Source organism: Caloranaerobacter longqiensis (genome assembly GCF_050286925.1).
Classification (GTDB): domain Bacteria; phylum Bacillota; class Clostridia; order Tissierellales; family Thermohalobacteraceae; genus Caloranaerobacter.
In genome coordinates this window covers 227,750-250,025 of the sequence record NZ_JBFWFX010000001.1, presented here as the reverse complement: position 1 = coordinate 250,025, position 22,276 = coordinate 227,750, and the positions used below count along the sequence as shown (strand labels likewise).

Annotated in this window: 20 protein-coding genes; 1 reads left to right on the top strand and 19 read right to left on the bottom strand. The window is 30.3% G+C overall.

Features of this window, described 5'->3' with window-relative positions; translation table 11 throughout:
- Positions 1–35 precede the first annotated feature (35 nt).
- The 17 genes from AB4Y15_RS01260 to spoIID form a co-directional block, all read right to left on the bottom strand.
- A complete protein-coding gene (locus AB4Y15_RS01260; RefSeq protein ID WP_427337944.1) occupies positions 36–2,216 on the bottom strand; it encodes a coiled-coil domain-containing protein in 2,181 nt (726 codons plus the stop codon).
- 2 nt (positions 2,217–2,218) lie between these two features.
- Entirely contained in the window at positions 2,219–4,315 is a 2,097-nt protein-coding gene (locus AB4Y15_RS01255; RefSeq protein ID WP_427337943.1) for an efflux RND transporter permease subunit, read from the bottom strand.
- 24 nt (positions 4,316–4,339) lie between these two features.
- Positions 4,340–4,945 (bottom strand): TetR/AcrR family transcriptional regulator, encoded by a 606-nt coding sequence (locus AB4Y15_RS01250; protein ID WP_427337942.1) that lies wholly within the window; start codon positions 4,943–4,945, stop codon positions 4,340–4,342.
- 134 nt (positions 4,946–5,079) lie between these two features.
- Complete coding sequence (gene ptsP / locus AB4Y15_RS01245; RefSeq protein ID WP_427337940.1) at positions 5,080–6,789, bottom strand: phosphoenolpyruvate--protein phosphotransferase; 1,710 nt, start codon at positions 6,787–6,789, stop codon at positions 5,080–5,082.
- Positions 6,790–6,905: 116 nt separating this feature from the next.
- Positions 6,906–8,060, bottom strand: coding sequence for an N-acetylglucosamine-6-phosphate deacetylase (gene nagA / locus AB4Y15_RS01240; protein ID WP_427337938.1), 1,155 nt, complete (start codon positions 8,058–8,060; stop codon positions 6,906–6,908).
- A gap of 233 nt (positions 8,061–8,293) precedes the next feature.
- Positions 8,294–8,935, bottom strand: a complete 642-nt coding sequence (gene pcp / locus AB4Y15_RS01235; RefSeq protein WP_427337937.1) for a pyroglutamyl-peptidase I — start codon at positions 8,933–8,935, stop codon at positions 8,294–8,296.
- A gap of 95 nt (positions 8,936–9,030) precedes the next feature.
- Entirely contained in the window at positions 9,031–10,467 is a 1,437-nt protein-coding gene (locus AB4Y15_RS01230) for a transposase (protein ID WP_427337935.1), read from the bottom strand.
- Positions 10,460–11,062: an IS607 family transposase gene (locus tag AB4Y15_RS01225; RefSeq protein WP_427337934.1), complete on the bottom strand. Its 603-nt coding sequence runs from the start codon at positions 11,060–11,062 to the stop codon at positions 10,460–10,462. Before AB4Y15_RS01225 ends, AB4Y15_RS01230 begins: the two co-directional genes overlap by 8 nt.
- Positions 11,063–11,252: 190 nt before the next feature.
- Complete coding sequence (locus AB4Y15_RS01220) at positions 11,253–11,738, bottom strand: coiled-coil domain-containing protein (RefSeq protein WP_427337933.1); 486 nt, start codon at positions 11,736–11,738, stop codon at positions 11,253–11,255.
- Positions 11,739–11,908: 170 nt separating this feature from the next.
- Positions 11,909–12,835: an AEC family transporter gene (locus AB4Y15_RS01215; RefSeq protein ID WP_427337932.1), complete on the bottom strand. Its 927-nt coding sequence runs from the start codon at positions 12,833–12,835 to the stop codon at positions 11,909–11,911.
- Positions 12,836–12,945: 110 nt separating this feature from the next.
- Positions 12,946–13,275 carry a rod-binding protein gene (locus AB4Y15_RS01210; protein WP_427337931.1) on the bottom strand — a complete coding sequence of 110 codons (330 nt, stop codon included), beginning with the start codon at positions 13,273–13,275 and terminating at the stop codon, positions 12,946–12,948.
- Between the two features lie 8 nt (positions 13,276–13,283).
- Positions 13,284–14,081 (bottom strand): flagellar basal-body rod protein FlgG, encoded by a 798-nt coding sequence (gene flgG, locus AB4Y15_RS01205; protein ID WP_427337930.1) that lies wholly within the window; start codon positions 14,079–14,081, stop codon positions 13,284–13,286.
- Between the two features lie 186 nt (positions 14,082–14,267).
- Positions 14,268–15,341 (bottom strand): flagellar hook-basal body protein, encoded by a 1,074-nt coding sequence (locus AB4Y15_RS01200; RefSeq protein WP_427337929.1) that lies wholly within the window; start codon positions 15,339–15,341, stop codon positions 14,268–14,270.
- Positions 15,342–15,444: 103 nt separating this feature from the next.
- Complete coding sequence (locus AB4Y15_RS01195) at positions 15,445–16,473, bottom strand: rod shape-determining protein (RefSeq protein WP_427337928.1); 1,029 nt, start codon at positions 16,471–16,473, stop codon at positions 15,445–15,447.
- A 503-nt stretch (positions 16,474–16,976) separates the two neighbouring features.
- Positions 16,977–17,234: a sporulation transcriptional regulator SpoIIID gene (gene spoIIID, locus AB4Y15_RS01190; RefSeq protein WP_054870754.1), complete on the bottom strand. Its 258-nt coding sequence runs from the start codon at positions 17,232–17,234 to the stop codon at positions 16,977–16,979.
- Between the two features lie 83 nt (positions 17,235–17,317).
- Complete coding sequence (locus AB4Y15_RS01185; protein ID WP_427337927.1) at positions 17,318–18,136, bottom strand: peptidoglycan DD-metalloendopeptidase family protein; 819 nt, start codon at positions 18,134–18,136, stop codon at positions 17,318–17,320.
- 148 nt (positions 18,137–18,284) lie between these two features.
- Complete coding sequence (spoIID, locus tag AB4Y15_RS01180; protein ID WP_427337926.1) at positions 18,285–19,268, bottom strand: stage II sporulation protein D; 984 nt, start codon at positions 19,266–19,268, stop codon at positions 18,285–18,287.
- A 49-nt stretch (positions 19,269–19,317) separates the two neighbouring features.
- On the opposite strand from spoIID, the gene AB4Y15_RS01175 reads away from it, so the two are divergent.
- Positions 19,318–19,494: a hypothetical protein gene (locus AB4Y15_RS01175; protein ID WP_427337925.1), complete on the top strand. Its 177-nt coding sequence runs from the start codon at positions 19,318–19,320 to the stop codon at positions 19,492–19,494.
- 293 nt (positions 19,495–19,787) lie between these two features.
- Here the strand turns inward: AB4Y15_RS01175 and murA are convergent, their stop codons facing one another.
- Together murA and AB4Y15_RS01165 are read right to left on the bottom strand one after the other, a co-directional pair.
- Positions 19,788–21,038, bottom strand: coding sequence for a UDP-N-acetylglucosamine 1-carboxyvinyltransferase (gene murA, locus AB4Y15_RS01170; RefSeq protein ID WP_427337924.1), 1,251 nt, complete (start codon positions 21,036–21,038; stop codon positions 19,788–19,790).
- A 266-nt stretch (positions 21,039–21,304) separates the two neighbouring features.
- Positions 21,305–22,117, bottom strand: coding sequence for a YwmB family TATA-box binding protein (locus AB4Y15_RS01165; RefSeq protein WP_427337923.1), 813 nt, complete (start codon positions 22,115–22,117; stop codon positions 21,305–21,307).
- Positions 22,118–22,276: the final 159 nt, after the last annotated feature.

Here is a 22,276-nt window from a genome sequence, read left to right as displayed (position 1 = left end):
TCTATAATAGTAAAGAGACGGATTACCCGCCTCTTTTAATTAAATATATCTTTTATAACATTTTTAATCCAAGTGAAGAAACTTTCTTTTTCTTTCTTTGTCTCTGTCTTTACTATTCCCTTTTCTTTTGGCTTTTTGATTTCATCTGTTTTCATGATAAATTTCACACTACCTGTCATGTCTTCGCCTAGTCCTGTAAATGTTTGATAGTTTTCTGATAGTTTTAACATTTCATCTTTTACTTCGATTATTTCTTCTAAATCTTTAGTGCTTTCCTCTACTTTATCTTTAAGCTCTCCTATTCCCTCTTGATCAAATTTTTTCATGTTTTTATCCAATTCTTCTGTTCCTTTTGCTAGTTGTTTTGCTCCTTCTGATAATTTATTCATTCCATCTGTTACTTTTTTACTACCTTTACCAAATTCATCAGCGCCACTTACTAAAGCATCTGCTCCTTTATCAAGCTGAGCTAGACCTTCAGTAACTTTTTGCGAACCTACTACTAACTGCTGTGTTCCTTCTACAAACTTATTAGCTCCATTATTTAACTCAACTGCTGCTTTGTTTAATTTATCGGCTCCTGCAGATAGTCCTTGGCTGCCTTCTTTTAATTTTTGTGCAGCTGGTTTTAACATTTCAGCACCTTTACTTAACTTTTCTAATCCATTTGCTAAATCTTTCTCTCCTTTATTAACTTTTGCAAGTTCAAGTTTTAACCTTTCAGAACCTTCTTGTGCTGTTTTTATTCCTTCCTCTATTTTAGCTAATCCTGCTAAAAATTGTGTTCCTGAATCTTTTAACTGCTGCAAACTATTTCTCTGTTCCTTAAGTCCTGCTACAATCTTTTCGCCTAATTCTTTTACTCCTGGTACTTTTTCTATCTTTTCGGCTGCGCTTATTAATTTATCCATTCCTGCTATAAGCATATCTATAACTTTTAACTCTTTTTCTTTTCCTTTTTTAAGTTTTTCTAATCCTTCTATGCTTTGAGAAAGCCCTAAGTTTATTTGCTCTTGTCCTTTAATTATTTCTTCTGTACCTGAAACTAGTTTTTTAGCACCTTCAGCCAATTTATCTGTATTATCTACTATTTGCCCAACTCCCTCAGCTACCTGCCCGGCTCCATCTGCAAATTCCTTTGATTTATTTGCATACTGCACAGCACCTTCACTAAACTGTACTGCTCCTGTTCCTAATTTACCTGCACTATCTGATAATATCTTTACTCCATCTGAAACCTGTTTAGCCCCCATATGAGCATCTTTTATACCTTTTCCTAATTTTATTATTCCGTCTTTTAATTGAGTAGAAGCCTGACCTAGTTTATCTATACCGTCTTTCAATTTATCAATGTTTTCAACTAACATTTTCTGCCCTTCAGATATTTTGCCAGTTGCATCACTTAACTTACTGCTTGCTTCCTTTAGTTTTTCTATACCATCAATAAGCTCATCTAGATTATCTGCTTCCTTAAATGAATCTATCTCTGGAATTTCTGGGGTAACTGTAATCATTATAGGCCCCATCTCAAATTCCTTAACATCTGCTGTAATCTCCAAATTTTCTGGTGTATTAAGAATGTCATTGTCTAAATCAAGACTTTCCTTCATTCCTGGCAATGTAATAAATGTTATAATCTGATTGTTTCCATCTGAAACAATTTTTCCACTATTTACTTTTACATTAGTAAACTTATCTATAGGAAGATCTACTACAACAACAGTTACAAATGGAGTATATAGCTTTCTATTTTTCCCCTTTATTTTTACATTATGACTATCTTTATTTTTCACTTCTATATTTATTTTTACCTTTCCAGACTTTCCTGCTAATTCTTTTGGAGCAATCTCTTTTCCGTCTAACATATATGTTATTTTTACATCGACTGGCAGTTCTTTATCTGTTTTTCCTTGATAGAAGATATCATTCTTATCTGTTTTCCAAATAAGCTTATCGCCTTCTCTTTCTGGTATTTCTTCTCCCTTTACATTTTTTACATTTTCCAATATTGTTCTGTCTACTATTTTGTCTTTTACTTCATCTGAATGAAGCCATACGCTAACTATTTTATCCTTTGGCACTCCTTGCTCTGTTAATATAACATAAACTGTTTCTTTTTTCTCAATTGCTCCTTTTGCAAATGCAGCATTTGAAAGAATCATTGTAAAAACTAAAGTAGTGCTTAATACCTTCATTAATTTTCTATTTCTTTTCATAACTAATTCCTCCCCTTTGTCAAAACCTTAAGTGTTGGTCTTGTTCTCCAGTTTTTGCTTGTTGCTGAAATTATTCTTTCTGATATTAACAATACTGCTGGTAGTAAGAACAGTATCGCAAACATACTTATAATTGCACCTCTTGCGATCATCATGCTAAGGCTTCTAATCATCTCTATTTTTGCTATAAACCCTACTCCTACTGTCGAACCGAAGAAGGTTAAAGCACTTGTAACAATTGATTTTGCTGAGCTTTTAAGAGCTATTCTCATTGCTTCGTATTTATCATGTCCATTTCTTAATTCTTCTCTAAATCGTGTAGTAAGTAGTATTGCATAATCGACTGTTGCACCTAGCTGGATACTTCCTATAACTATTGATGCAATAAAAGGAATTGTAGTTCCCATGTAATAAGGTATTGCCATGTTTATAAATATTGCTAATTCTATAACTCCAACTAATAGAACTGGCACTGATATTGATGCAAATAGTATTAGAATTATCGCAAATATAGCAAGTATTGAAATGAAGCTGACTCTTTTAAAGTCGATATCTGCTATTTCAACTAAATCTTTTGTTAAAGCACCTTCTCCTGTAATGTACGCTTCTTCATCGTATTTTTTAATAATTTCTCTTAGTTTGACAACCTGTTCATTTTGTTCGTCTGTTGCAGCTTTGTATATTGAGTTAGCAAGTATTAATTTATAGCCGTCTTTTACAAATTGTTCTTTAATCTCTTTAGGTATAAATTCTTCTGGTATAGCTGGACCTAATATTTTATCGTAGCCTATTACCTTTTCTATACCATCTACTTTTTCTATTTCTTCCATCATCTCCTTTATCTTGTAGGTAGGTATGTCTTCTTTGACAATAATCATATGGGTAGTTGTCATATTGTATTCATCTTTGAGTTTGTTTAAAGCTACTATTGATTCCATATCTTTTGGCAATGACTCGTCTAAGTTGTAGTAAACTTCAGTGTTATTTTTACCATATAATGACGGTATGAATAATAGGATAATTATGACAATAAATACTTTATAGTATCTTGTTACAATAGACGATACTTTATCGAATTCTGGAAGCACAGTTCCATGGTTAAATCTATGAATTACTTTATCAAATGTTAGAATTAAAGCTGGAAGTATAGTTACAGTAGCTATTACCCCTATAAATACTCCTTTTGCCATGACTATTCCGATATCTTTACCTAATCCTAACTGCATTGCAACTAAAGCTAAGAAACCTGCTATTGTTGTAAGAGAACTTCCTAATATGGATGCTGTCGTTTTTGAAATAGCTATAGCCATAGCTTCATTTTTATCTTTCGTATGTTTTAGCTCATCTTCGTACCTGTGCAGCAAGAATATTGAATAGTCCATCGTTACACCTAACTGCAATACTGCTGCAAGTGATTTAGTAATATATGAAATTTCTCCTAAGAAAGTATTTGTTCCAAAGTTATAAACGATTGCCATTCCTATTGCTGCTAAAAATATTATTGGTATTATTGTAGATTCTAGTGTTAAAGCTAATACTATTACTGCTAATATTACTGCTAATATTACATATATCGGTGTTTCTCTATCGGCCAAGTCAATAGTATCTTTTACTATTGCCGACATACCACTTAAAAAGCACTGTTTGTTTAGAACTTTTCTAATATCTTCTATAGCTTTTTGTGTCTCATCTGATGCTGCTTCATGTTCAAACTGGATTGTAAGTAATGTTGAATTTTCTCTAAAAAACATATCTCTTATTTCACTAGGCAATATATCTTTTGGAATGCTTTCGTCTAAAAAATCATTTATCCAAGTTACCTTTTCTACACCCTCTATTTGTGAAATCTTTTCCTTTATTTTGATGACATCTTTAGGTTCCATGTTTTCTATTACCAGCATTCCAGTTGCTGCATTCGAGAATACATCGTTTAATATACGTTGCCCTTTCATGGAATCTAAATTTTCTGGCAGATACGTTAATATATCGTAGTTTATTCTAGTTTTAATAATTCCATAAACAGATGGTATTAATAAGAGTATTGAGATGATTAAAACTAATATTCTGTTTTTAGCTATAAATCTACCAAACTTAAGCATAGGCCCATCTCCTTTTTGCTTGAATTATTTTTCTATCATTTTACGAATTGTTTTAAATAACATTGGTTTCATTTCATCAATAGTAGTCGGTTCTTCTAATATTATTGAACTGTAGCATATTGACCCTGTAAGCTCTATAATCATAAATAAAGTCTTTTCTGGAGCTTCTGAATCGTATTTTTCATCTTTCATATTTTCCATGAAAAAGTTAAAAACTTCTTTCATTTCATCATACCCACTTGTATCTGCTAATGCTTTCCTATATAGACCCCATGAAAGATTTTTGTAAATAAGTTTTAGAAGTACCTTATTGTCTTTAAGGTATTCGATAATAAAATCAATGAAGAAAATAACCTGATCGATAAAATCTGTTATTTCTTGTTCTTTTGTAGCTTTGATAGCTTCTTTTAATACTGCTGAACTTTTTTTAAGTATAATTCTGTCTAAGATATCGTACTTGTCTTTAAAATACAGGTAAAAAGTTCCCTTAGCTACGCCAGCTTTTTTTGCTATATCACTTATTGCTGTGTTATGAATTCCCTTTGTTGTAAACAGCTCATATGCTGCAGCATATAGCGATTTTTCTTTCATTTGTTTGTTTTTTAATACTTTTGACAGTTTGTTTACCATACAACTCTCCTCTCAAAAATTTATGACCATTGGTCATTTTTTTATGCTTTAAGTATACTATTAAAATGACCAATGGTCAATATTTTTATTCGTTAATTTTTTGAAACAAAAATAAGGACGGATTATCCGTCCCTTTATTCTATCCTAATATTCTCATCTATAAACTTTTCTACTTCTTCTGCTGTTGATAAGTTTATTACCTGCTGTGCTAGTTTTTTCATCTCTTTTTGTTCTATGTTTGTTATTATCCACCTTGCTCTTAATATTGATATCGGACTCATGCTGAATTCGTCTAGTCCCATTCCTATTAGTATTGGTATTAGTTTTGGATCTCCTGCTGCTTCTCCACACATCCCTACCCATATTCCTTCTTTGTGTCCATTGTCTATTACTTGTTTTATAAGTCTTAATAGTGCTGGATGGTATTGACTATATAGGTGTGATATTTTTCTGTTCCCTCTGTCTACTGCTGTTATGTATTGAATTAAATCGTTTGTTCCTATACTGAAAAAGTCTACTTCTTTTGCAAATATGTCCGACATTATTGCTGCTGATGGTATTTCTATCATCATTCCTACTTCTATTTTTTCGTTAAATTTTATATTTTCTCTTCTAAGATCTTCTTTTACTTCTTTTAGTATTTGTTTTGCTTTTCTTAATTCTTGTATGCTTGATATCATTGGAAACATTATTTTTATGTTCCCATATGCGCTTGCTCTAAGTAGTGCTCTTAATTGGGTTTTAAATATTTCTGTTCTGTCTAGGCAAAGTCTTATTGCTCTGTATCCCAGAAATGGATTCATCTCCTCTGGTAATTCTAAATATGGCAGATCTTTGTCTCCTCCTATGTCTAGTGTCCTTATTACTACTGGTTTTCCTTTTAACTTTTCTGCTACTTCTTTGTATGCAATAAATTGTTCTTCTTCTGTTGGTAAGTTTTTTCTGTCCATGTATAGAAATTCTGTTCTGTATAGTCCTACTCCTTCTGCATCATTTCTGATTACTCCTTCTATGTCTTTTGGTGTTCCTATGTTTGCTACTATCTCTACTTTAAATCTGTCTTTTGTTATGCTTTCTTTTCCTTTTAACTGTTTAAGTTTATTTTTGAATTGTTCGTATTTTTCTTTTTTGTTTTTGTATTGTTTTAGTGTTTCTTTGTCTGGATTTATTATTATATTCCCTTCGTCTCCATCGAATATTATTACGTCTCCATTTTTGACGTTTGCTATTATTCCTTCTACTCCTACTACTGCTGGCAATTCTAGTGTCCTTGCCATTATTGCTGAATGAGATGTTCTTCCTCCTGTTTCTGTGATGAATCCTAGTACCTTTTCTTTATCCATTTGTGCTGTGTCTGATGGGGTTAAGTCCTCGGCTACTATTATTACTTCTTCGTCTAGTTTTGATAAGTCTATTGTTTGTATCCCTAATAATTCTCTTATTACTCTGTTTGATACGTCTTTTATGTCTAAAACTCTTTCTTTCATGTATTCGTTGCCCATGTTTTGAAATATTTCTATAAATGCATCTGTTATTTCTTTTAGTGCATGTTCTGCATTTACTTTTTCTGTTTTTATTTTTTGTTCTACTTGTCCAAAGTATTCGGGATCGTCTAGTATCATTATGTGTGCTTCGAATATTTTTGCTTCTTCTTGCCCTATGTTCTTAAGTGCATGCTGGTATAGGGCATCTATTTGTTGTTTGCTTATTTCTCTTGCTTTGTTTAGTCTTTTTATTTCGTCTTCTATACTGTCTATATTCTTTTTTTCTATTTTTACTTGAGCATCTTTTTTTATCAGTACTTTTCCTATGGCTATTCCCGGTGAAGCTGCTATACCTTTCATGTTTTTATGCCTCCTGTTTTTAAATTGGCAGACCATAATATTCATCATCTTTTGCGATTATTATCCCCCTTTTCGTACCTTTCTAGGTACTTATATACATTTTTGCTATCTAAATATTAAAATTTATTGAATACTACATTGCCTTCTACAACTGTAAAGTATATGTTTAAATCTTGATCAAAGATTGTTATGTCTGCATCTTTACCTATGTTAAGACTACCTTTATTTTTATCTATCCCTATTACTCTGGCTGGATTTAATGTAACTAACCTAATAGCTTCATGCAATTTAATGCTGGTATTTTCTAATATGTTTTTTACTGCTTTATTTAACGTTAATACACTTCCAGCTAGAGTATTATCTTCTAATCTTGCTGATCTATTCTTTACTATAACTTTTTGACCTCCTAGTTCATATATACCATCTTTCATGCATCCGGCTCTCATAGAATCAGTTATAAGGACTAAGTTTTTTATACCTTTTATGTCTATAAGCAATTGAAAGATAGCTGGATGCACATGAATTTTATCTGCTATTAATTCACATGTAATATCACTTCTTAAAACTGCCCCTACTATTCCTGGATCCCTGTGGTGCATAGGAGTCATTGCATTAAAAAGATGTGTAGCGTGTTTTATTCCACTTTTGATAGCTTTTTTTGCCTCATCATAAGTTGCATTAGAATGACCAATAGAAAGAGTTATGTTACTATAATCCTTTATTTTGCGTAAAAATTTATACTCTTCATCCATTTCCGGTGCTAGTGTAATTATTTTAATAATATTTAAATATTCTTCAACAAACTCGAAATCAGGCTTTAAAATATGTTTTGCATTTTGAGCACCTTTATATTTTTCGTTTATAAAAGGTCCTTCCATATGCACTCCTAACACTTTTGCTCCTTGAATATCTAGATAAATAGCTTGTCTTACTGTGCTTAGTGCTCTATATATAGTATCTCTATCCATAGTCATTGTAGTTGGTAAGAAACTTGTAACTCCAGTTTTTGCTATAGTGCTACTAATGTTTATTATAGACTCTATAGTACCATCCATAACATCACTTCCACCAGCACCATGTATGTGAATATCAATAAAACCTGGCGATATAAAATTCCCTTTAACATCTATTAATTCTATATTTTTGTATCTATGTATTTCTTGTAAATCCAAAATATCAATTATCTTTTTGTTAAATATTAATACTTTGTTCTCTACGATTGAGTCTTCTTGTATTATTTTCCCATTGATAAGACCATATATTTTTTTCATATTTATCGTCCTTTCTTCTGGGCAAAACGACATAGTAGCAAGCTAATCCACCATTCTTAAAAAGCATTTATAACTTATTAAATTATATCACTCAAATTCTCCTCAACCTTCCTTTATACTAAAGTTTTATTTAGTTGTTATACATTTGTATCATTGTTATGTTGTATATATCAATTTGTGTTTATATTATATATGTATTTATTGCGATTATTCAAATATAATCTAACTGTTTTTTAACAAATCTTACCTCCTATTTCTTTTATGTCCTCTTTATTTTCTATAGCCGCTTTTATAGCAAGTCTAAGGCCCTCTGTTATATTATCTAATGACATGCTAGGAGTATTTTTTTTATTTATAACCTGTTTAGGTATGAAAGGCACATGTATAAATCCACCTCTCATATCTGGATATTTCTTATCAATGAGATACAAAAGCCCATACATAATATGATTACATACAAATGTCCCAGCACTATTTGATACAGATGCCGGAATTTTATTTTCTCTTAATTCTTTTACCATAGCTTTTATAGGAAGTTTGGCAAAATATGCATTTAAACCATCTAAAAAAATTGGTTCATCAATTGGCTGGTTGCCTTCATTATCAGGTATCCTAGCATCATCAATGTTAATAGCTACTCTTTCTATTGTAATATCAAATCTCCCTCCTGCTTGACCAACACATATTGTTATATCAGGTTTTTCGTTTTCTATTATCTTTTCAAGTTTTTCTATAGATTTCCTAAACACAGTAGGTAACTCTACTTTTATGATTTTTGCACCTGCAATCTCATCATCAAGTTTTTTAACCGCTTCTAATGCAGGATTTATTTCTTCCCCTCCAAATGGTTCAAAACCTGTCACTACAACCTTCATGATAATACCGTTGACTTATATCTATAAAAAACTTATAGAAAGCAACGCATACCTATAAATTTTTGTAGATTTATAGGTCTTATCCGATACTTCTATTATGCAGATTTTATTAACCTACATAACTCGAAGTCGCTTTCTACTTTAATAGGATTGCACAGCTTTTTCATAAGCCAACGGTTTCCACCTCCTGTTTTATAATTTTGCTGTGCTTTTTTATTGCCTAATATACATATATTCCTTGCACCGTTTAAATCAGCATTGATAATTTTATTAATAACTTTATCTTTAAACAAACCTCGCTTAACACGCTTTCCACCTAACGCATTAGTTAAGTCAAGGTTGTATTGGGATAATTCTTGCATTACTTTTATATTTTCTGTAAGTGAACTTGTCTTTGAAGTATAACTTTCATCAACTTCAATTACTTTAATTCCATAATCTTTTGATTTATAAGCAATATAACTTAAAAGTTTAATAAAAGGAATTTGTATAAAATCTTGCTTGATAGATTTATTAAGATTGCACTTACTATTATTTTTAAGACTAGCTAGATTTTTTGATATAGCAAGTTCAGTTACATCATACTTTTCTAGATATTCTAATACTCTTTTACTGATTTTGTGAAATTGGTCGTAAAAGTATCTGTTTCTCTTTTCATAAAGATATGTTCTATATTTTTCTAAATACCTTTTTCTGTTTTTATCTTTTATAGTCGATATTTCTCTGTTTAATTTTGCTATAAACCTATTAAAGTTAGCATTATATGTTTTGTATTTTTTACCATCTATTATTAAACTTGGTGTATCTTTATCGTCTATATATATGCTTAAAAGATTGTTTATTCCTATATCTATCCCTGCACATTTATAAGGTTTTTCTTTAAATTCTTTTTCTTCTTTCTCATATATGAAAAGTAAATATAATTCACTATTTGAAAAATTAAGGTGTACTGTATTGATTTTAGATAAATCTCCTACTATTTGTTTTAAATACTTGTGATTAACATATAATCTATACATTTTGTCATTTAAATTAATTCCAAGCTGATTTTTTCTTTTTAATGAAAATCCTTTATAACTATCTAATGGAATTGTATAGTTTGTTAATTTAGACAACTTCTTAGGTTTAGGTGGTCTTGCTTTATAATCTCCATTTTTTATTTTTGTGAAATATCCTTTATATTGTGATTTTACTCTTTTCATTATTTCTACTAGATTATGAATTTTAAGGTCTTTTGATAGTTTTATTAAATCATTCATTATCTGATGATTTTTATACTTTTGTCTAATATAAATCAGTTTTTCTTCTAACTTTTTAGGAGTAGTTCCTCTAAATAATGCTCTCATTACTTCATAATTAGTTAATAATTTAAAATCCCCAATATCTTGTTTGTAGTCTTGATGAAGTAGTATTATATACATATTTTCAAAATGCCTATATTTATAGATATAATCTATAACTTTGGATTTGAATTTTTTATCTTTTATTCTCATTTTATATGTTCTTACATTTTTGTCTTTTGTCTTACTCATTTTCTTTTAGCTCCTTAATTATTTTCTTAAGCTTATTAGCTCTTTTTCCTTGAAGTTTCGCTGAAAATACTGTTATTATTTGTATCATATCACTGGCAAGTTCTTGTTCATCTGTCTTAGGTGTATTATCAATAATTTCTATAGTAGTGCCATATTTTTTGCATAGATTTTCTATTAATTCAAATCCAAATCTAACTAATCTGTCTTTATATAAAATAACTATCTTATCAACTTCTGAATTAGTAATCATATCAATTAATTTTATCAATCCTTTTTTGTTGTAATTTATTCCACTTCCAATATCAGTTATTATTTCAAATTGATATCCTTTTGCTATCATATATTCACGAACATACTGCACTTGTCTTTCTAAATCATCTTTTTGTTTATTACTTGATACTCTACAATAACCAACTGTTATTCTTTTTTTAGGATTAATACCTAAAATTGAATTTAATTGTTCTTGGCTATACATTCTGTGTCCACCTTCTGTAATAAAAGAAGGTTTTAATTTCCCTGATTTATCCCAATTTCTTAAAGTTTGCTGTGTTTTACCAATTAATTTAGCAAATTCTCCTATGGTATAATATTTCAATTTCATCACCTCAAAATAATTATAATATAAACTTATAAAAATTTTGAGATTTTTATAAATTTTTATAAATATTTTTTAACTGTTAATCAACCTCCTTTTCATACTAAACATTATTTTTAAAATTATCCATAAATTTAATATTAATTATAAAAATAGGACGGAATAACCGTCCCACCACTAATTTAAATTATTATTTTATATTTCTAAAACTTCTTTTAAACTTTATGAACTCATTGTCAGTTTGAATTATTTTTTTAGTCAAATTATTTATTTCAAATTTTAAGTCATCTCGAACATTTTCTAATTCATTATACACATATTCTATCTCTTGTTTAAGTTCTTCTCTGGTTACTTCGTGTTCTCTAACGATTCTATCTTCTAACTTAACAAACTTATCTTCTAATTTAGCCATGCCATTATCTAATTCAACAACCCTGCCGTCTAATTTCGTTACTTTATCGTCTAGTTTCGTTACCCTGCCGTCTAATTCCTTAATATCTTGTCTAGTCGCTTTCACTTCTGTTTCAATAGAATTAATCCTGCCTTCCATCGATGTAATCTTGCCTTCCATCGACGTAATCTTGCCTTCCATCGATGTGATTCTGCCGTTCATTGATGTAACCTGGTCCTTTAAAGAACCAATCTCATTTAAAATCTCTCTTAACAACTCTTCCATAAAAACACCCCACATTTACCTTGTTATAACCCACAGGAAATGATAATAAAATCTTATATTTTTAAAAAATTAATTAGCAAAATTTACCTTAATTTATCTAAATTGAAAATTTTGTTATATTAATTATAACATAATTTTTTAGCAGTAAATAATATAAATTTAAATCTGAATTATTTAATTGTATTTAAAATAAATAAAATAAATGGTATTGTTGCAATGCTTATTAATGTAGTTAAAAACACTCCCTGTGAGGCTAATCGGTAATCAGAATCAAATCTCCTTGCAAATATTGCTGCATTTGCTGCTGCCGGCATACTACTGATGATAACTGGTACACCTGCAACCACTGATGGTAAATTTAATCTTGTTAATACAAACAGAACCGATAAAGGTATTATTATAAGTCTTAATAAGGCTACTATAAAAAGTTTAACATTACCGAATATTTCTTTAAACTTTACATCTCCTAATAGAGAACCTACTACCAGCATAGCCATAGGGGTCGTTGATGCACCTAATTTGTGTAAGGATATATATATTGGCTTTGGCAGTTTTATAGAAAATATAAATAGTGTAAAGCCTAAAACTATTGAAATTGTTCCGGGATTTATTAATGCTTTTAAATTAATTTTCCTCTCATGTTCTGGGTTTACCAATATTACACCTAATGTCCATATGAGAATATTAAAAATAAGGTTATATATTGCTGCATAAAATACACCAATTTTACCAAAAGCCACTTCAACAACAGGATACCCCATAAATCCAACATTTGAAAATATTATCAAAAAGAGATATACTCCTTTTTGCATATCTTGTATCTTCAGCAACTTTACAAATACAATACCAACTATAATCATAAAGGTATAAACTATTACTCCAATTATGAGCAATTTTATACTGTTACTTAATATATCTTTTGAAAACTTATAGTTCATAGATGTAATGATTAATGCTGGTAAAGTTACATATATTATGAGAGTAGATAGGCCTTTTCCTAATTCATCTGTCATAATGTTTATTTTCTTAAGTATAAAGCCTAATATTAATAGAATGAATAGAACTAACACTTGATTAAAAACTAGCATAAAGTCCATTGAATTCCTCCTTAATAGCTATTTGTTTATAACATAATGAATTATGAAACTCTACTGAACATATAAAAATAGGGAAGACTCTTCTTCCCTATTATATGGAAAAATCATTATTATTTCCTCTTTAACTGATCATATAATATTTTTGCTAATCCTATTCCCTGTCCTTTTTCACTTACTAATTTAGCTATCTCTTGGTCATACATATCTTCAAATAATTCTCTTGCTGCAGTCTTTTCTATAAGTCCTCCATCTGGAATAGTTGAACGCATTTGTTTTAAAAGCATATGAGTAAATATGGACTCAAATTCTTTACAAACTTTCATAAGTTCTTTATCATCTTTTTTTATACATGTATTATCGATTTTTCTTTTTAAATCTAATGTATTCGATTTAAATTTTTGTATGTTAGTTTGATCTATTATTTTGTTTATGTTTAACATAAAATCACCTATCTCCTCAAGTTGTTTGCCATCTGTAGCATTTCATCTGTTGTTTGGATTGATTTTGAATTTATTTCGTATGCTCTTTGAGCTGTAATCATCTTTACCATTTCATCAACTACTTGCACATTTGACGATTCAAGATAACCCTGCATAATTCTACTATCCATTTCTTCAGCATCTACTGATATTTCTTCTCCAGATGCACTTGTTGCACTATATAGGTTCTGTCCCTCACTAATAAGTCCCTCTGGATTCATAAACTTAACAAATTTTAATCTTCCCAACTCTACAATTTCACCTTGTTCATCTTTTGCAGTTATATATCCTAGCTCATCTATAGTTATGTCCGATAAATTACTGTCTATAACTATTTCTTCATCATCTTCGTTTAGAACAAAATATCCTTCCGATGTAGTCAGTTTCCCTTCGTCTTCGTCAATACTAAGTTTAAAACTTCCATCTCTTGTATACTTTATCTGCCCATTTGGTGTTAATACTGCAAAAAAACCTTCTCCATCTATTGCTAAATCTAATGGGTTTTGTGTTTCTATCAAGCTGCCTATTTTAAAATCTCTTGTTGTAGCTGTTGGCATAACACCATGCCCTACTTCTAAATTTACAGGCCTTCCCTTATCATCATTTAAATTCGTTCTTTTTAACGTTTCATAGAAAAGATCTTTAAACTCAACTCTCTGACTTTTATATGATGTTGTATTTACATTAGCTAGGTTATTTGAAATTGTATCAATATTAAGCTGCTGTGCCTTCATTCCTGTGGCTGCTGTCCATAGAGAACGTATCATTTTATTTACCCCTCTCCTTTATTAGTCGTTAATCTTTAGTCAACAGTTATTAGCAATATAAATTTAACTCTTCGCTATCAGCTTTTAATTTTGATATTACAAATTTAACTGATAGCTAATAATCTTAAATCTATTGACTGTTGACTAATTTTACATTTTACATTTCCAATTTTAAATTTCTAAATTTTATATTCTCGCTATATCACTTACAACTTTACCTAATAGTTCATCTTGTATTTTTAGTATTTTTTGGCTTGCTTCATAATTTCTTAGCACACTTATCATATTAACCATTTCTTTTATGCTCTCAACATTTGAACCTTCTAAGTATCCTCTTAAAACTTGTCCATCAAAAGGTACTTCTTCAGGCTCTACGTTGTCTTCTATTTTATAAAGATTATAACCTTTTTTCCTTAGAAATTCTTTGTTTTTTATATCAACTATATCAAGTTTGTCTATAACTTCACCATCTTTAATAATTTCTCCGTTTTCGTTAATAGTAAAGTTACTACCTTCTAATATTATTGAACCATATTTTCCTAAAACAAAATATCCTTCTGTAGTAACAAGTTCTCCTTTATCATTTAGTGAAAAAGACCCATCTCTTGTATACAGTATTTTTTCGCCATCGTATACTTTAAAGAAACCGTCGCCTTTAAGTGCAAAATCTAAATCGTTTCCTGTTTCTATTATATTACCCTGATTAAAGTTAATAAAAACTCTACTTGTTTTAACTCCTGAGTTTATAGTCCCTATTACATCTAGCTGTGGAAATTCTATTAGATTATCTATTATTTTACCATTTAATATGATATTGCCATTACTATCAATCTCAATGTCTTTACTATCAACTTTTATTTTTCCATTTCTCCCAAGCACATAATTCCCACCATCTGTTTTTAAAGCATCATTGCCATCTTTATAGTATGTTCTAAGGTATCCCTCTTCATCTATTGTAAATCTTATTTCTCTTGTATGGCTAATTCCAAGAGGTGTCTTTATTCTAAAATATCCTGAGTTAATACTTAACTTGTAAGTATCGCCATCTTTCTCAATATTTACTCCTTTAAACTGACCATGATTATCCATATCTATTATATCATTAATTTTTCTTAAAAGCACTTCTGGAAATGATTCTGAGATGAGTACATCTTTTTTAAATCCAGTAGTATTAATATTAGCTAAATTATTAGATATTGTATCCAGTCTTTTTTGATTTATTAATAATGATGTCGCTGATGCATATAATCCTCTGTTCATTTAACTCACTCCTTGTAATTAATCTTTCGTCACTCGCTTTTAACTATTTACTGTCCGATGTTTGTGTGTGCTTAAGTTGCCAGGGAATAATTGCAATTTGCTACTAATAATACTTCCTTGTATCTTCTTCTGTAATCAATCCACTTTCTAACACATCAATAGAATCTAAAACTTTACCTGTTCCAATAGCTACACAAGATATAGCATCCTCTGCTACTTTTACTGGTATCCCTGTTCTCTCACTAATACGCTTATCTAGTCCATATAATAAAGAGCCGCCACCTGTCATTATAATACCTTTGTTACTTAAATCTGATGATAATTCTGGTGGAGTCTTCTCTAAAACTGAATGCACAGCATCTGCAATAGCAGTTACCGGTTCATCTAAAGCTTCTAATACTTCAGTTGAAGATATTCTTATAGTTCTTGGTAAACCAGAAACTAAATTTCTACCTCTTACTTCCATATATACTTCCTTTTCTCTAGGAAAAGCAGTACCGATTTTTATCTTTAAATCTTCTGCAGTACGTTCACCAATCATCATATTATGCTTCTTCCTTATGTATTTTATTATAGCTTCATCAAATTTGTCGCCAGCTATTTTAATTGACTTGCTAACAACTATACCACCTAAAGATATAACCGCTATATCTGTTGTTCCACCGCCAATGTCTATTACCATATTTCCTATTGGTTTATATATGTCTAATTCCGCTCCAATAGCTGCCGCAATAGGTTCTTCTATAAGATAGGTTTTTCTAGCGCCAGCTTGATTGCTTGCATCTATTACTGCCTTTTTCTCAACCTCTGTTACTCCACTTGGAACACATACTATTATTCTAGGTCTAAAAAGCATTTTGCCTACAGCTTTATTAATAAAATGTTTTAACATTTTTTGTGTGATTTCAAAATCTGATATTACACCGTCCCTCAAAGGTCTAATTGCAACAATATTGCCTGGTGTCCTACCAAGCATTCTTCTTGCTTCTTCCCCTACTGCTAATACTTTATTAGTATTTTTATCGATAGCTACTACTGACGGCTCTTTTAATACTATTCCCTTTCCTTTTATATACACCAGTACACTAGCGGTGCCCAAATCAATACCAATGTCCGTCCTAAATCCAAACATTCAGCCTAACCTCACTTTCTTTTATTATCTTATATTTGGAGCGGATCCGTAAGCTCTGCAGTTTAAAAACTTAAATAGGTTAACAGCTAACAGCCGATAGCTGATAACCGTTAATTGTTGGACATTTTAAAACAAAGTTTGCCAATTGTTTGAACTGTTCAATAATTACTTAGTTTATATTCTTAAGAAACATATCTATGTAAATCTTGACAGTTTACACCTTATTAGTATAAAACACTAAGTTAAATCAAAAATCTGCTCATAATTTCCCTTTATCTATTTCTACAAAATGTATAAAATTCCTTTAATTTTTTCATTTTTCAAAAAAAATATTATCCTTCCAAATGGAAGGATAATATTCTCCCTCTGTATATAAATTTTCTTATAATCCATAGGAAATTATATTCTTTGTTAGATTATAAACTATTTTTTGAATATAATTTCCGTTTATGGATAGGGCAAAATCTTCCTTAATTTGTTTAAATCGAAGATTTTGTTCTTGTTCATTGTCTACTAAGAGCTTGGTATTTCATTTTTGTTGCTTTTCCACCCCTAATATGTCTTTCGGCTTTATTCTTATCTAGTACTTTTTTCACTTTTCCTGCTATAAGAGGGTTTATCTTGGGAAGACGTTCTGTAACATCTTTATGAACAGTGCTTTTACTAACACCAAATACGCTTGCTGTTTGCCTTACAGTTGCTTGTTCCTTTATTATGTATTTTGCAATTTCTATAGCTCTTTCTTCTATATAATCTTTCAATATACAACCCCCTTTGCCTACTTGTTTAGAGTCTTTTTTTACATTAATATGCATCTTGTGCATATTATAGAACTAATATGTCCTTATTTTGTAAACTTAGGTAAATACAGCTTAGGGTCAATATTCTTTCCATCTTTTATAACCTCAAAATGAAGATGAGGTCCTTGAGCAAGTTCAAAACCTACTCCTTTACCAACTCCGCTAATTGGGTCTCCCTGTTTTACTTTTTGCCCTACAGTTACAATCTCATCTGTTGATAAATTACCGTATTTAGTTACCAGTCCATTTCCATGATCTATAGTTATGACTATTCCCAGGGCATTATCATTTTTTATTTGAGTAATAGTTCCATCTAATACTGCTTTCACTACACTTCCTTCTCTTGCCTTAATATCAATGCCATTATGTGTAGTCCATTGTTCTAGAGTTTTTGAATAAACTAGCTTATCTTCAGCATAATCCATTGATATTGTCCCAATAACAGGCATTATCATTGACTTTACTTTGCTTTTAGCCTTCTTTTTAACCGTCACTTTTGAAGAACTTACAGCCTTTGTCTTTTGTTTTTCTGTAGACTTGATCTCTTTATCTTCTGTTTTCTTAGACTCTTTATCATTTGTTGTTTCTACTACTTCTATATCTGGAATATTGACATTTTCCTCTTCATCAATTAATGAAAACTCTACATTTGAATCTGACTCCTCGGCTAAAAGCAAATCATTTTTGTTTTCTATTGTTTTGTATTTATTTAAGTTGTTATTAGAAACCCAAACGGCAGTTGTCGCTACTATACAAATACATAAGAATAAAATAAGATAGAATCCATCTTTATCTAAAAATTTTGAAATATTATTCCTAAAACTTAACCATCTATTTTCCTGATAATTATTTTTGTCTTCCAAGTAGATCACCTCCACATCTAGTATTATCACCATTTATTAGTATTTAATACATGTTTTTTGTTTTTTGGGATAAAATTTTGGAATAGAAAGAAAAACGCTCTAAAACCTAGAGTTCCCTAGATTTTAGAGCATTAACTATAACTCTTAATTAATATATTTTTTTTATTTCTACTCCTGTATAATAATGTTTTAAAATTTCTTCGAAGCTACTTCCTTTTTTGGCCATACCATTAGCACCCCATTGACTCATCCCAACACCATGGCCATACCCTATAGTTTCTATTTCAATATAGCCGTTTCTTTTTAATGTTATTTTAAAGTTAGTGGAATTAAGATTAAATAAGCGTCTTATTTCTTTGCCTGAAACAATTTCGCTATCTATCATAACTTTAATAATCCTGCCACTCTGGCTTTTTTCTATAAGCTTAATTTTTTGCTGTAAATTATTTTTAGTTAATTTTACGTTTGGATATTTGCTTTTTAATTTTGAAATAAACTCATCAACTGTCATTTTTACTACTTCTCTTAATTTTGGCGCTCCATCTTCATAAGGACTGGGAACGCTTCTAAGATATGGAATTTTCGAAACAAATACTGCTTCCGAATCTTCTGTCATACCTCCACTTGTTGAATGAAAAAGAGGTTCAATTGGTTTACCATTATATGTAACAATTAATCCTTTTGTACTATCTACTGCTTGTTCTATTTTGGGCCAATATTCTTTCATCCAATTTTCTGAATGCAGTTTAATAAGCTCATCTTTAGAAAGCCAAGCTTGACAATGTATTCCTGTGCATAATGGTGCTTCAGGATGATCTGGATGTCCATTTTTAAATTTTTCTAAATGATATATCGCATATGTTCTAGCAGCTACTGCCTGAGCTTTTAAAGCCTCAATCTCAAAAGCAGCCGGCATTTCAGCTGCAACTACTCCTTTTATATATTCATCTAATTCAATTTCTTCAACTTTTTTGGTATTGATATTATAAACTTTTATGATATTCTTTTTATTTGAATCTTCTATATCTTTATCCTTATATTTTGTATCTGAAATACCCCCTATCAATAATAATGCTGGAATTATGATTATTATAAATAATAAAAAAAGTAGATATAAACCTAGTTCCCTCATATTCTCCCCCTTAGTTTATATAATTTGTTCTTAAATATAATTATGATTTATGTTGAAAAGATATGCATTCAGCAGGGAACAGTTGCCAGAAGACAGAGGACAGGGGACAGAAAACAGAGAACAGAAATCAGAGATTAGAGGACAGAGAATAGAAAATAGAAAACAGGAGATAAAAATCAATTGCAAGAAAACAGACGGCAGAAATGTAAAATTAAAAATCAAATGATAATAGATAGCTAAAAGCCATTAACAATTAGTCAATAGTTATTAGGTAGTGGTAGCGGAGAATTAATTCTTCGCTATGAACTGTTAGCTGTTGGCTATTCTGCATTTTGATAACTGGCAACTCTATTTATCCTGTACCCTGTTCTCTGTCACCTGTTTACTGTTTTCTGTATTTTGTCATAAAAAAAAAGATTTCCCGGGAAATTGGAAATCTTTTTCTACTTATGTCGACTATTGACTATAAACTAATTTTTCATTTTCAATTTTAAATTTTTTATCGCAAATACCAAGCACCTACTCCCTATATATCTTCGCTCCTAATTTTGACAATTTCTGTTCTATGTTTGAATATCCTCTATCTATATGGAATATGTTACTTATTTCTGTTTTTCCTTCTGCTATAAGTCCAGAAAGTATTAATGCCGCTCCTGCTCTTAAATCTGTTGCTTTCACAGGAGCACCCATCAACCTATCAATACCTTGTATGACTGCACTTCTTCCTTCTATCTTAATGTTTGCACCCATTCGCTTTAACTCATCAACATGCATAAATCTATTTTCAAATACAGTTTCAATAATTATACTTGTGCCATTAGCCACGCTCATTAATGCCATAAACTGTGCTTGCATATCTGTTGGAAATCCTGGATACGGCATTGTTTTTATATCAATAGCCTTTATAGGCTTTTTACCTATTATTCTAATTTTATCTCCATCTTCAATTATTTCTGCTCCTGTTTCTTTCAGTTTGGCAATAATTGATTTTATATGATCTACTACTACATTTTCGATAATTACATCTCCTCCAGTTATAGCTGCCCCTACCATGAAAGTTCCAGCTTCAATTCTATCAGGTATTATCTGATGTCTGCCGCCATTTAAAGTTTTTACTCCTTTTATCTTAATTGTACTAGTACCTGCTCCTTTTATATCTCCTCCAATTTTATTAATGAAATTCGCTAAATCTACTATTTCAGGTTCTTGTGCTGCATTTTCTATTATTGTTTCTCCTTCTGCAAGTGATGCTGCCATCATAATATTTTCCGTTGCTCCTACGCTAGGGAAATCAAGATATATCTTATCTCCTTTAAGTTTATCAGCACTAGCTTCTACATATCCATGCCCTACTTCGATTTTGGCTCCTAATGCTTTAAAGCCTTTAAGATGTAAATCTATCGGTCTTGTTCCTATTGCACATCCTCCTGGCATTGAAACTCTAGCTTTACCAATTCTCGCTAATAATGGCCCCATAACTAAAAAAGATGCTCTCATTTTCTTCATTAGCTCGTATGGAGCTTCAAAATTATCTATTATTGATGCATTTATTTGTAATTTTTCTCTAGAAACTCTTTTTACATCTGCTCCCAAAGAAGATAGTACCTCACATATTACGTCTACATCTCTTAAGTCTGGTATATCTTCTAGTATGCATTTTCCTGTTGACAATAATGAAGCTGCTATTATAGGTAAGGCTGAATTTTTTGCTCCACTTATTCTAACCGTCCCCTTTAATGGAGGACTTTTTTCTACAATAATTTTTGTCAATTTGTTTCCTCCCATGCTATATAAATTTTAAATGTTAAATGTTGAATGTTAAATTTTAAAAGTTATTAGTCTTTAGTCAACAGTCGTTAGTATTATTTGTCGTTCGTTATTCGTCATTAGCTATTCGTTAGTCATCTGTAGCGTAGAATTAATTTTTTGTAGTCAATAATTGATAGTTAATAGTTTTTAGTCTATCAACTATTGACTATCGACTATTAAACCATAGACTAATTTTACATTTTTCATTTTCAATTTTACATTTTAACCTAGTATCCAATTGAAATTATTGGTGTTCCTATCCAGATATAAGTTTTATCTTCGTATTCATTGTATCTCAAAGCTATGTTGACATTCATTTTATTGTTTCCTGTATATATGAATTCGTCTATTGCAGGTGAATAAGCAGAAATGCTGACAAGAGAATCATTAAAAAACCCCTCAACTTTTCTCCCATTTATGCTACTTAGTGCTTTAGATACTTTTTTTATTTTCTCATCTTCATTTAATTTTCCATCAAATGTCCCAATAATACAAGTAGTAATTTCTGGTTTTGCATTGAAGTTGTTGTAAATATTACTAATTTCATCTATAGTCTTTTTTAAACCTTTTGTATATTCTTGTACTACATCAATGACTAAATCTGTCTCGCCAGTGTTATCATATGGATCTTTATAAGAAGAAATTATTGCTGTAATAGTCCTTTTATATTTATCCTTCCCCCATATCGTCAATTGTATGAGGTCATTTGACTGTGATATATCTTCATAGTAGTAGTTGTCTATATTGTCATTATTATACATTTCCTGTAAAAGGTTCTTGTCCACTTTTAAACCATCTATACCTAGTTTGTTTATAATTTCTTCACTTAATTTATTAAGGCTATCTAAGTCTAAGTATGTATCATTAATTTTTTCAGTAAAATTTATATCTATTTCTAATAATTCGGCATCTGTTTCATTAAATGCTTTTATTATAGCATATTCTTTAATTGAAGCATCAAAATTATCAGCCGATACATAATTTAATACAGATAGAATAATTATAAATCCTATTGATAAAACTGTTTTTAATCTATTCATTTTTCTTTCCCTCCCTCAAAGATTTGAGGAAAGAACGAACCAGATAAAAATGTAAAGGGGGACAAAAACATTTTTATCTTATCGCCCTTTCCTCTATTAAAAGTTTTGACAGGAGGGATAGAATTTATACACTTTTTTGTAAAAAAAATAGGTCAGGAA